Annotated in this window: 1 protein-coding gene (cut by a window edge); it reads left to right on the forward strand. The window is 69.0% G+C overall.

Annotation, left to right across the window (positions count from 1 at the left end; all coding sequences use genetic code 11):
* On the forward strand, nucleotides 1–14,226 hold part of the coding region annotated (locus tag ACWELQ_RS05315) for a non-ribosomal peptide synthase/polyketide synthase (protein ID WP_452395786.1) (this coding region is incomplete at its 3' end). Its footprint begins 13,841 nt before the window's first position; 14,226 of 28,067 annotated nt are visible.

The following is a 14,226-nucleotide window of genomic DNA, read 5'->3' on the forward strand; positions in this document are numbered from 1 at the left end:
GCTCAGCCCGGTCCGCTCGCAGGCGCACCATCCGCTGTTCCAGGTGGCTTTGACCTTCGAGGCCGCCAGCGCCAAGGACGCGCAGAACGTGTCGCTGCCGGGCCTGGAGCTCGAGGTCGTCGAATTCGATCCGGGCACCGCCAAGTTCGATGTGCAGCTCACCGTGAGCGAGCGCGCGGACGGCTCGCTGGGCTTGTCGTGGAACTACGCCACGGATCTGTTCGATGCCGAGACCGTGGCCTCCTTCGCCGACCGCCTGGTGCGCATCCTGCGCACGGTCGCCGAGGACCCGGCCGCGCTGATCGGCGATATCGACCTGCTCGGCGAGGACGAACGCCACGACGTGACCGAGCGCTGGGTCTCCGCGGGCGAGGACCTGCAGCTGCTCGCTCATGCCGCACACGCTGCGGTCACCGAGTCGGGGTCGGCGGTCGAGGAAGACATCGCGAACGCAACGGAGTCCGACGTACTGGCCTTGCTGGGCACGTCCGCCGAGCGGACGGCTAACCTGCTGACTGCTGTCATGAGCCCGCTCGCGAACTCCGATGCGACTCTGTCGAGCCTGTTCGACCTCGTCGTGGTGAGCAATCTTGAGCGGATTGCCGTGCGTTTCGGCGAGGAGGAGCTCAGCTACTTCGAGCTGGACCGGCGCGCGAACGTGCTGGCGCGCAGGCTGATCGCCGAGGGCGCGGGACCGGAATCGCTGGTCGCGGTGCTGCTGCCGCGTTCGGCGGACCTGGTCGTGGCGCTGCTGGCCGTGATCAAGACCGGTGCGGGCTACGTGCCGATGGATCCGACCAACCCGGCCGACCGCATCGCCTACGTGCTCTCGGATGCCAAGCCGACCAGCGTGATCACCGATTCGACCGTGCAGGTCGAGTTGCCGCACGACCTGAACAAGGTGCTGCTGGACGGGTTCTCGCTCGAAGCCGGTGACATCGAGGACGCGGCGGACGCGCCCGTCACCGACGCCGATCGGCGCAGCCCGCTGCGCCCGGATCACGTCGCCTACGTCATCTACACCTCCGGTTCGACCGGCCGCCCCAAGGGTGTGGCCGTGGCGCACCGCAACGTGGTGCGGCTGATGGCCAACACCGATCGCGAGTTCGGTTTCGGGCCCGAGGACGTGTGGACGCTGTTCCACTCCTACGCCTTCGACTTCTCGGTGTGGGAGCTGTGGGGCCCGCTGCTCTACGGCGGCAAGCTCGTGGTCGTCGACTACTACGTGTCCCGTTCGCCCGAGCAGTTCCTGGAACTGCTGCGCCGCGAACGGGTCACGGTGCTCAACCAGACCCCGTCGGCGTTCTACCAGCTCGCCGAGGCCGACCGGATCTCCGCGAGCGACGAGCCGTTGGCGCTGCGCTACGTGATCTTCGGCGGCGAGGCGCTCGAGCTGCGGCGTCTGTCGGATTGGGTTGCCCGCCACGGGGATTCGACCCCGTACCTGGTCAACATGTACGGCATCACCGAGACGACCGTGCACGTGTCGGTGCGGGTGCTCGATGCCGACACCATCGCCGCCGCCACCGGGTCGGTGGTCGGCCGGGCCATCGCGGGCCTGCGGGTGTATGTCCTCGACGATCGCCTGCACCCGGTGCCGGTAGGTGTCGCGGGTGAAATGTATGTGGCCGGACCGCAATTGGCGCGCGGCTACCTGGGCCGCCCGGACCTGTCGGCGACCCGTTTCGTCGCAAGCCCGTTCGGCATCCCGGGCGAGCGCCTGTACCGCTCCGGTGACGTGGCGCGCTGGAACCGTTTCGGCGAGCTGGAATACCTCGGCCGTGCCGACGATCAGGTCAAGGTGCGCGGCTTCCGCATCGAGCTCGGTGAGATCGAGTCCGCGGTGCTGGCGCAGGACGGTGTCACGCAGGCCGCGGTCATCGTGCGCGAGGACCAGCCGGGCGATCAGCGGATCGTGGCGTACGTGGTGCCCGGCGAGGGTGCCGCGGTCGCCGTGGACGCCGTGCGCGACGGTGCCGCCGAACTGCTACCGGCCTACATGGTTCCTTCGGCCGTCGTGGTGCTCGACCGGATCCCGTTGACCGTCAACGGCAAGCTGGACCGTCGCGCGCTCCCGGCCCCGGCCGTGCAGGCGCGGGCCTTCCGCGCCCCGGAGACCCCGATCCAGGAAACCGTCGCCGGTGTGTTCGCCGACGTGCTCGGCCTGGACCGGGTCGGCCTGGACGACGACTTCTTCGATCTGGGCGGCAACTCGCTCATCGCCACCCGCGTGGTGTCGCGTATCGGCGCCGCCCTGGACACCACGGTCGCGGTGCGGACCCTGTTCGAGGCGAGCACCGTCGAGTCCCTCTCGGCCCGTGTCGAATCGCGCGCCGACGGTGGGTCCCGCGCCAAGCTGGTGGCCCGCGTCCGCGGACCACAGGCGCAGGGTGACGGGCCGGAGGTGGTGCCGCTGTCGTTCGCGCAGCAGCGCATGTGGTTCCTGAACCAGTACGACACCTCCTCCGCGGCTTACAACCTGCCGCTGGCCATCCATTTGGCCGGCGAACTCGACACCGCCTCACTGGAACTCGCGTTCGCGGACGTGATCCGCCGGCACGAGTCGCTGCGCACCCGCTACCCCGAGCACGACGGCACGCCGGTCCAGGTGGTCGTCCCGGCCCAGGAGATCGCCCTCGACCTGCGCGCGGTCACGGTCGCGGATGCGGACCTGACCGCCGCGGTCACGGCCTTCGCGACGCTCGGCTTCAACGTCGCTGAGCAGGTCCCGCTGCGCGCCCGCCTGTTCCGTGTGACCCACTTCCGTCAATCCGGCGCGCTTGTCGACGGAATCGACTCGGACGGTGTGGATCCCGGCCAGGAGCATGCCGGTATGACAGGGGACGCTGCCGTCGACAAGGCCTACGAGCATGTGCTGGTGGTGGTCGTGCACCACATCGCGGGTGACGGCTTCTCCATGTCGCCACTGGCGCGCGACGTGATGGTCGCGTACACCGCCCGCACCCAGGGCGCGGTGCCCGGCTGGGCCCCGCTGGCCGTGCAGTACGCCGACTTCGCCGTCTGGCAGCGCGAAGTGCTGGGCTCGGAAGAGGATTCGTCCTCGATCATGGCCCGGCAGGTCGCCTACTGGCAGCGGGTGCTCGGCGGCGTGCCCGACGAGCTGGCCCTGCCCACCGACCGCCCGCGCCCGGCCATCGCCTCGCATCGTGGTGCGACGCTGTCGCGGACGCTCTCGCCCGAGCTGATCTCGGGTCTGGAAGACGTTGCCCGGCAGCGCGGTTCGTCGCTGTTCATGGTCATGCACAGCGCCCTCGCGGTGCTGCTGGCCCGGCTGTCGGGTGGCGACGACATCGCCATCGGCACCCCGGTCGCCGGTCGTGGCGAGGCCGCGCTGGACGACCTGGTCGGCATGTTCGTCAACACGCTGGTGCTGCGCACCGGCATCGACCCGGCCGAGTCGTTCACCGACCTGCTCGACCGGGCCCGCCACACCGACCTCGACGCCTTCGGCAATGCCGACGTGCCGTTCGAGCGACTGGTGGAACTGCTCGCCCCCGAGCGCTCGCAGGCCCGCAACCCGCTGTTCCAGGTCATGCTGGCGTTCCAGAACCTGGATCGCACCAGCATCGAACTGCCCGGGCTGGCGGTCTCGACGCTGGATCTCGCGGAGAACATCTCCCGCTTCGATCTCCAGTTCACGCTGTCGGAGTCCGACTCCGGCATGGCATTGGCCTTGACCTACGCCACCGATCTGTTCGACGAGGCCACCGCGGCCGGGTTCGCGCAGCGTTGGGTGCGGGTGCTCGAGGCCGTCGCCGCCAACCCCGAGATCGGGGTCGGCGCGATCGACATCCTGGATGCGGCCGAGCGCACCGATCTAGTGGCCCGCTTCGGCCTGCCCGCCGTCGCGGCGCGCACGCTGCCGGAACTGATCGCCGACGCCGTCGCAATCAACGCCGAATCGACCGCCGTCGTGTTCGAGGGGACGAGTCTGTCCTACGGCGAGCTGGATGCCCGCTCGAACCGCTTGGCGCGCTTGCTGATCGAACGTGGCGCCGGACCGGAAATCCCTGTTGCTGTAGCCATCCGGCGTTCGCTCGAGTCGGTGCTAGCTCTGTGGGCGGTGACCAAGTCGGGCGCGGTGTTCGTGCCGGTGGATCCGTCCTACCCTGTCGATCGCATCGAGCACATGATCACCGACTCCCGCGTGACCTTGGGCCTGAGCCTGCAGGCCGAGCTGGCGACCCTGCCGCCGCTGGGTGACTCGAACGGGTGGATCTCGCTCGAAGACCCGTTGGTGCAGGCCGAGATCGCTTCGTACACCGCCGAACCCGTCACCGATACCGACCGGCGGGTCCCGCTGCGGCCTGAGCACCCGGCCTACATCACATACACCTCCGGTTCGACCGGTGTGCCCAAGGGCGTCGTGGTCACCCACGCCGGTCTGGCCAACTACAGCCAGGCCCAGCTCGACCGATACCAGCTCGACTCCTCCTCACGTACCCTGCATTTCGCGTCGCCGAGCTTCGACGCCGCGGTCATGGAACTGCTGCTCGCCGTCGGCCCGGCCGCCACCATGGTGGTGGTCCGTCCCGGCGTCATCGGCGGTGAGGAACTGGCCGAGGTCATCCGGAGCGAACGGGTCACGCACGCCTTCATCACCACTGCGGCAGTCGCGACCATGGACCCGACCGGACTAGACAGCCTGAAGGTGCTGGCCGCGGGTGGCGAGGCCATGCCGAGCGGTATGGTCTCGCGCTGGGCGATTCCTTTGGCGGACGGTGACACTCGCGCATTCCACAATGTATACGGCCCCACCGAGACCACCATCGTCACCGCCATGAGCCATCCGCTCGCCGCCGGTGATCCACTGGTCATCGGTGGACCCATCCGCGGAGTGCGGGCGCTGGTGCTCGACAACCGACTGCGGCCGGTACCGGACGGCGTCGTCGGTGAGCTCTATCTGGACAGCATCCAGCTGGCCCGTGGCTACCACGACCGGCCGGGGCTCACTGCCGAGCGCTTCGTCGCCAATCCCTATCAGCCGGGTGCGCGCTTGTACCGCACCGGTGACGTGGTGCGCTGGCGCGCCGACGGCGAGGGCAACGCGGCCATCGAGTATGTGGGTCGTTCGGACTTCCAGGTCAAGGTGCGTGGTTTCCGTATCGAGCTCGGTGAGATCGACGCCGCGCTGGCCTCGCACGAGAGCGTCGACTTCGCGGTCACCGTCGGCCACAAGAACGCCGCGGGCGCGACCTCGCTGGTGTCGTACGTCGTTGCCACGCCGGGTCATTCGATCGATGTGGCGGCCGTGACCGCGCACGTCGAGGGCCGGTTGCCCGCGTACATGGTGCCGTCCTCGGTGATGGTCATCGACCGGGTGCCGCTGACGCCCGTCGGCAAGCTGGACCGCCGGGCGCTGCCCGAGCCGGTCTTCGCCACCGAGGTGGTCTTCCGCGCCGCGCGTAATCCGTTGGAGCACACCATCGCCGAGGTGTTCGCCGAGGTGCTGGGCCTGGAGCGGGTCGGTATCGACGATTCGTTCTTCGCGCTGGGTGGCGACTCGATCGTCTCCATCCAGTTGGTGTCGCGGGCCAAGGCGCGCGGCGTGGTGTTCTCCCCGCGCGACGTCTTCGAGCAGCGCACCGTGTCCGGGTTGGCCGCGGTCGCGCAAACCGCCGAGGGCCAGGACGATTCGACGCCGCAGCTGACCGAGCTGCCCGGCGGCGGCGTGGGTGTCATGCCGTTGACGCCGGTGGTGCGGTTCATGGCCGGACGGCCGGGCGAGTTCGGCCGGTTCAACCAGACCATGGCCCTGGAACTGCCGATCGGCATCGATCGGGCGGGCATCGCGGCCACCGTCGGCGCGGTCATCGACCGCCACGACATGCTGCGGGCGCGTCTGCGGCGGGTGCCGGACGCGGACTGGATCGTCGAGACCGCCGCCGCGGGAACGATCGACGCGGATTCGCTGATCGATCGCACCGAGTTCGACGCGGGCGTGAACGATGCTCAGCTCGTCGAGATCGCCACCGCCGCACTGGATGCCACCCTCGACAAGCTGGATCCGGCTGCGGGACAGGTCATCCGGTTCGTGTGGCTGGAGCCGTCGGACGCCTCGCGTGCCGGTCGCCTCGTCGTCGCCGCGCACCACCTCGTGGTCGACGGTGTCACCTGGCGAATCCTGGTGCCGGACTTCGTCGCCGCCTGGGGACAGCTGTCCGCCGGACAGGCCCCCGAGTTGGTCGCCCCGGCCACCTCCATGCGCACCTGGGCGCACGCCCTCGAGCGCGAGGCCGCCACCGGCGAGCGCGTTGCCGAGCTGGCGTTCTGGCGTGATGTCGTCGAGGGCCCGGATCCGCTGCTCACCGAGCGCGCCATGGATCCGGCCGTGGACGTCACCGCGACCATCGCCAAGCACAAGGTCGAGCTGTCGGCCGAGGCCACCAAGTCGCTGCTGACCACCGTGCCCGCGCTGTTCCACGGCGGTGTGAACGACGGTCTGCTGACCGCACTCGCGTTGGCGGTGGCCAAGTTCCGTGCCGCCAAGGGGCTGGGGGAGAAGTCTGCCCTCGTCCGGCTGGAAGGTCACGGGCGTGAGGAAGAGGTCGTGCCCGGTGCCGACCTGTCGCGCACGGTCGGCTGGTTCACCGCCATCTTCCCGGTGCGCTTCGACCTGTCGGGCATCGACGTGGACGCCGCCCTTTCCGGCGGTCCCGCCATGGGCCGGGCCATCAAGGCCGTCAAGGAGCAGCTGCTGTCGGTGCCGGACAAGGGCATCGGTTACGGCCTGCTGCGCTATATGAACTCCGACACCGCCGCGCAGCTGCCCAAGCAGCTGCCGGGTCAGGTCAGCTTCAACTACCTGGGCCGCGTCAACGAGGGCGATGTGCCCGAGGCGCTGCGCGGATTCGGCTGGATCCCGGCCGCGGACCTGGCCGACCTGGCCGGGGCCTACGACGCCGACATGCCCGCCATGGCCCCGATCGACATCAACGCCATCGTGGTCGGCGACAAGCTGACCGCGAACATCGGCTACCCGAGCACGCTGCTCAGTGCTGATGCGGTGGAGCAGTTCGGTAGGTTCTGGGTCGCGGCGCTGGAAGCCGTGGCCCGCCATGCCGATTCGGCGCATGCGGGCGGGCACACTCCGTCCGACTTCGGCCTGGTCGAGGTCACTCAGCGCGATATCGACGACTGGGAACGGCAGTATGGCGCGCTGGACCAGGTGTGGCCGCTCTCGGCGCTGCAGGCCGGTCTGCTCTTCCACGCGCAGCTGGCCGCCACCTCCGTCGACGTCTACACCGCCCAGGTGGTGTTGACCCTCGAGGGACGCGTGGACACCGACCGGCTGCGCTCGGCCGCGCAGGCGCTCATCGAACGCCATGAGATTCTGCGCACCGCCTACGTTTCCGACGCGTCGGGTGTCCCGGTCCAGCTGGTCCTCGATGCTGTCCGCGCCGCGTTCACGGTGCACGACCGCACGGAGTCCGGCGATGCGTCCGACATCATCGCCGCGGATCGAGTCGAGCGCTTCGATCTGACCGAGCCGCCGCTGATCCGCTTCACCCTGGTCCAGATCGCGGCCGACCGCTGGCAGCTGGCGGTGGCCAATCACCACATTCTGCTCGATGGCTGGTCGATGCCGCTGCTCATGCAGGACCTGCTGGTGCTCTACGCCACGCACTCCGACCCCGCTGTGCTGCCGCCGGCGCGGTCCTACCGCTACTTCCTGGAATGGGTTGCCCAACAGGACCGTTCGGCCTCCATCGCGGCCTGGCAGCGCTCGCTGCTCGGTGTCTCCGAGCCGACCCTGTTGAGCCGTCCGGACTCGAGCCACGAGATCACCGCCCTGTCGGGAGAGTACTTCTTCGATTTGGACGAGGTCGCGACCGCCCGTTTGACCGGGCTGGCCGCCGAGATCGGGGTTACCCCGAACACGGTGCTGCAGGTGGCGTGGGGCCTCGTTCTCGGTCGTCTCATCGGCCGCGAGGATGTGCTGTTCGGTACCACCGTGTCCGGTCGCCCGGCGCAGCTCCCGGATGTCGAGTCGATGGTGGGTTTGTTCATCAACACCGTCCCGGTGCGAGTCGCTTTCGACCCGGCCGAGTCTGCGCGCTCGCTGCTGACCCGCACTCAGGGTGAGCAGGCCGACCTGCTCGACCACCACTATGTCGGTCTGGCCGACATCCAGTCGGCGACGGGCATCGGTGGACTTTTCGACACCCTGGTGGTGTTCGAGTCCTATCCCGTGGACGCCGAGGGCATCCGGTCGCAGGCCGCCGATATCGACGGTCTGGCCGTCACCGGTCTGGACGCCGCCGATGCCACCCATTACCCGTTGACCCTGATCGCCCAGCTCGACACCCGCCTCCGCATCCGCGCCGGGTATCTGCGTGACCTGTTCGACGAGACCACCGTCCAAGGGATCGCGGATCGCCTGATCCGGGTACTGACCGCCATCACTACCGAACCGGCCGCGGCCGTGGGTGATATCGAGCTGCTCGACGCCGCCGAGCGCGAACAGGTCGTCACCACCTGGAACCGCACCGCGTTCGATCTGAGCCCGGTGCTGCGTGAGCTCACCTCGACGGCACTGTCCGCGGCCTCCGCCGCCGAACTGTGGGGAGCGCTCTCCGCTGGTGAGTTCGGCGTGGCCGGGAGCACCCCTGCGGCCGACGACCGTTCCGATATGCCGCGCGCAATATCCGGTGATGCCGCGATCACCCTGGTCGCGCTGTTCGAGGCGCAGGTCGAGAGGACCCCCGACGCGACCGCGGTCACCTTCGAGACGACAAGTCTGTCCTACGCCGAGTTCGCCGAACGGGTACACCGCCTCTCGCGCTGGCTCGTCGAACGCGGCGTCGGCGCGGAATCGTTTGTCGCGCTGGGCATACGGCGCTCCCTCGACCTGGTGGTCGGCATGTACGCCGTCATCGTGGCCGGCGGCGCCTACGTGCCGCTGGACCCCGACCACCCGGCCGAGCGCATCGAATACATCTTGAGCACTGCCGACCCGGTGACCGTGCTGACCTCTGGCGAAGACCTTCAGATAAACACCGCACAGGTCCGCATCGACCTCCTGGATTTGAGCAACCACTCCAGCACGCCGCTGACAGACGCAGACCGGGTTGCACCACTGCGGGATTCGAATACCGCGTACGTGATCTTCACTTCCGGTTCGACCGGCCGCCCGAAGGGTGTGGCGGTGCCGCACTCGGCGATCGTCAACCGGCTGCTGTGGATGCAGGGCGAATATGGTTTGACCGGCGACGATGTGGTGCTGCAGAAGACCCCGGCGACCTTCGACGTGTCGGTGTGGGAGTTCTTCTGGCCGCTGCAGATCGGCGCGAAGCTGGTCGTGGCCAAGCCCGAGGGGCATCGCGATCCGGCCTACCTGGCAGAAGTCATCGTCGCCGAGGGCGTGACGGTCACCCACTTCGTGCCCTCGATGCTCGCGGTGTTCGTCGCCGAGGAAGCCGCCGCGCGGTGCACCGGCCTGCGGATGGTCTTCGCCTCCGGGGAGGCGCTGTCGCCCAAGCCCGCGCACAAGCTGCGCGAGGTGACCGGTGTCGAGCTGCACAACCTGTACGGCCCGACCGAGGCCGCCGTCGACGTCACCTACCACCGGGTGGTGGACGCTGATGTCGACATCGTCCCGATCGGCCGCCCGGTGTTCAACACCGAGGTGTACGTGCTGGATTCACGTCTGCGCCCCGTGCCCGTGGGTGTCGCGGGTGAGCTGTACCTGGCAGGCGATCAGCTCGCGACCGGGTATGTGGCGCGACCGGATCTCACTGCGGATCGCTTCGTGGCCAACCCGTTCGGTGATGGCGAGCGCATGTACCGCACCGGTGACCTGGTCAGCTGGAACGCTGACGGGGAGATCGAGTACATCGGCCGCACGGACTTCCAGGTCAAGTTGCGCGGTCTGCGCATCGAGCTCGGCGAGATCGAATCCGCGCTCACCGCACTGGATTCCATCGCCCAGTCCGTCGTCGTGGTCCGCGACGACCCGCACGCCGGTGACCAGCTGGTCGGCTACGTTATCGCCGCGGCGGGCGCGACCGTCGACGTCGAGGCGGCCCGCGCCGAGATCGGCGAGAGCCTGGCCTCCTATATGGTGCCGTCGATCCTGATGGTGCTCGAGGAGTTCCCGCTCAATGCCTCCGGCAAGCTGGACCGCAAGGCGCTGCCCGCGCCGGTGTTCGAGGCCGCGGTCTTCCGCGCCCCGGTCACCCCGGTCGAGCAGATCGTGGCGCAGGTCTTCGCCGAGGTCCTCGGCCTCGAGCGGGTCGGTCTCGACGACGACTTCTTCGCCCTCGGCGGCAACTCGCTCATCGCCACCCAGGTGGCGGCACGCCTGTCGGCCGCGCTGGACGCCCACCTGGGCGTCCGCGAGATCTTCGAGGCCTCGACCGTGGCCGCGCTCGCGGCCCGCGCCGAAACCCATTCCGGCGCAAGGGCTCGCGAGAAGCTGACCGCGCAGCAGCGGCCCGAGCGCCTGCCGCTGTCGCTGGCGCAGCAGCGCATGTGGTTCCTCAACCGGTTCGACCCCGAATCGGCCGTGGACAACATCCCGGCGGCCGTGCGGCTCTCGGGTCTCGTCGACCGCCAGGCCCTGCAGATCGCCGTGGCCGACGTGCTCGCGCGGCACGAATCGCTGCGCACCCGCTACCCCGAGATCGACGGGCAGGCGTTCCAGGAGATCGTCCCGACCGGCCAGGTCATTCCGGACCTGACCCCGGTCGAGGTCGCCGAAGCCGGACTGCCGCAGGCGCTTTCGGCGTTCCTGCTGACCGGCTTCGACGTCACCGCCGAGGTGCCGTTCCGGGCGCGACTGTTCGAGATCAGCCCCACCGAGCACGTGCTCGCGCTGGTGGTGCACCACATCAGCGCCGACGGCTTCTCCATGGGCCCGCTCACCCGCGACGTGATGACCGCCTACGGCGCGCGCGTCGAGGGCGGCGAACCCGGTTGGCAGGCCCTGGAAGTCCAGTACGCCGACTTCGCGCTGTGGCAGCGCTCGGTGCTCGGCGACGAACGCGACCCCGAATCGGTGATCTCCCAGCAGATCTCGTACTGGCGCGACTCGCTGGCCGGGCTGCCCGATCAGCTGGAGCTGCCCGCCGACCGGCCGCGTCCCGCGGTCGCCTCCGGCAAGGGCGCGACCCACGTCTTCACCATCGACGCCGAAACCCATGCCAAGCTCGGCGAACTCGCCCGCACCCGCGGCGCGACGCTGTTCATGGTCATGCACTCGGCGCTGGCCGTGCTGCTCTCGCGCCTGTCGGGTGAGCAGGACATCGCCATCGGCACCCCGGTCGCCGGACGTGGCGAACGCGCGCTCGACGACCTGATCGGCATGTTCGTCAACACCCTGGTGCTGCGCACCGAGGTGGACGGCGGACGCGGCTTCACCGAACTGCTGGACGCGGTGCGCGCCACCGACATCCAGGCCTTCGGCCACGCCGACCTGCCCTTCGAGCGCCTGGTCGAGATCCTCAACCCGGCCCGCTCGCAGGCGCGGCACCCGCTGTTCCAGGTCATGCTGTCGTTCCAGAACACCGGCATCACCGAACTGGAACTGCCCGGCCTGACCGTCAGCGCCGTCGACCTGCCCATCGACACCGCCAAGTTCGACCTCCAACTGGTGCTGACCGAGCAACTCGGCACCGCCGAGGGCAACGGCCACGCCGCCGCCCCCGCCGGCATCGCCGCCGAGCTCATCTACGCCACCGACCTGTTCGACGCGGCCACCATGGCCCGCTTCGGCGAGCGGTTCGCCCTGCTGCTGAAAGCCATTGCCGCGCGGCCGGAACAGGCCGTCGGCGATCTGGAGCTGCTGGTCGTCGGCGAACGTGACCAGGTGGTGATCGACTGGAGCGGTACCTCCGTCGAGGCTGCCGCCCTGCGCGCGGTCTCCGCCGACGGCCGGGAGTCGCTAGTCGCGCTGTTCGAGGCGCAGGCCGCCCGGACGCCGGAGGCAACCGCCCTCGGCTTCGAGCACGCCGATATCTCTCAACCGGCTGCAGTACTGTCTTACGGCGAGCTCGCCGGCCGGGTGAACCGCTTGGCCCGCCGCCTCATCGAAGCCGGAGTACGACCGGAGTCGCTGGTCGCCCTGCATATTCGGCGTTCCGTCGAGTTCGTGGTCGCCGCCTACGCGGTGGTCACGGCCGGTGGCGCGTACGTGCCCGTCGACCCCGATCAGCCTGTCGAGCGCATCGCCCACGTGCTCGACACCGCCGATCCGGTGTGTGTGCTCACCGCCTCCCGGTCACCGTTCGACAATGCGGCTCGCACGGTGCTGGAGGTCGACACCGCCGATCTGTCGGAGCTGTCCGACAGTCCGGTGACCGATGCCGAACGTCTCGCCCCGCTGCACCCGCAGCATCCGGCATACGTCATCTTCACCTCCGGCTCGACAGGAAAGCCCAAGGGCGTCAGCATCTCCCACGCCGCAATCGTCAACCAGCTGGACTGGATGCAAGCGGAATACCGGCTCACGCCGGCGGACATCTACCTGCAGAAGACGCCGAGCACCTTCGATGTGTCCCTGTGGGGCTACTTCATGCCGCTACGGGTCGGCGCCACACTGCTGCTGGCCACGCCGGACGGCCACCGTGATCCGGCGTACCTGACCGAGGCCATCGAGCGCCACGGTGTCACCGTCACCGACTTCGTGCCCTCGATGCTGAGTGTCTTCGCGGCACAGTCGGATCCGGAGCACCTGCGCGACGCGCTGCGCACCCTGCGGCAGGTGTACGTGATCGGTGAGGCGCTGCCCGCGGAGACCGTGCGCGCCTTCGGTGCGGTCAGCGATGCCGAGCTGCACAACCTGTACGGCCCGACCGAGGCCGCGGTGTCCATCACCTACCGGGATGTCACGGGCGAGGTCGACCGCATCGTCATGCCGATCGGCCGACCTGAGACCAACAGCATGGTGTATGTGCTGGATTCGCGCCTGCACCCGACCCCGCCGGGGGTGGCCGGTGAGCTCTACCTCGCCGGTGTCCAGCTGGCCCGCGGCTATGTGGCGCGCCCCGACCTGACCTCGGATCGCTTTGTAGCCAACCCCTTCGGGGACGCGGGTGAGCGCATGTACCGCACCGGCGACCTGGTGCGCTGGGAGATCAGCGGCGACGGCGCCGAGCTTGTGTATCTGGGCCGCACCGACTTCCAGGTGAAGTTCCGTGGTCAGCGCATCGAGCTGGGGGAGATCGAGGCCGCGCTCACCGCGCACCCCGAGGTCAGCCAGTCGGTGGTGGTGCTGCACACCGCCGAGCACACCGGCGACATGCTGGTCGCCTACGTGGTGCCGACGGCGGGGACGGTGAACCCGGAGGAGGTGCGGGTGCACCTGGTTGATCGCCTGCCCTCCTACATGATCCCGGCCGCCTTCGTGGTGCTGGAGGCGTTCCCGCTCAACACCTCCGGCAAGTTGGACCGCAAGCAGCTGCCCGCGCCGGTATTCGAGGCGCGCGAGTTCCGAGCGCCGCAATCGCCCGCCGAGCAGCTGGTCGCCGGAGTCTTCACCGGGATCCTCGGCCTGGCCCAGCCTGTCGGCTTGGACGACGATTTCTTCGCCCTGGGCGGCAACTCGCTCATCGCCACCCAGGTGGCCGCCCGCCTCGGTGCGGCCCTGGACACGCGGATCCCGGTTCGTGTGCTGTTCGAGGCACCGACCGTGGCCGGATTGGCCGCACGGTTGTCGGTCGAGGCCGGTACCGGCCGTCGTACCGCCCTGGTGCGACGTGAACGCCCGGACGAGATTCCTCTGTCGTTGGCTCAGCAACGCATGTGGTTCCTCAACCGCTTCGACACCGCCTCGGCCGTCAACAACATCCCTCTGGCCGTCCGCCTCACCGGCGATCTCGACACCGACGCCTTGCTGGCCGCCGTCAGGGATGTGCTCGAGCGTCACGAAGTGTTGCGCACCGCCTATCCCGAGAATGCGGAAGGCGTTGGTGTGCAGGTCATCCTGCCCGCCAACCAAGTCCAGCTGGATGCCGCCGTGGTCGACGTGACCGAGGCCGAGCTGCGTGACCTTGTCGCCGAACTGATCCTGACCGGCTTCGATGTCACCGTCGCGCCGCCAGTGCGCGCCAGGCTGTTCCGGATCCTTCCGGGTGAGGCTGGGGGATCGAGCACTGCTGACGCATCCACACATGTGCTGGTTTTCGTGATGCACCACATCTCCGGCGATGGCTGGTCGGTACGTCCACTGGCTCGCGATGTGATGGTCGCGTATGCCGCCCGCTC

Source organism: Nocardia sp. NPDC004722, from assembly GCF_053601505.1.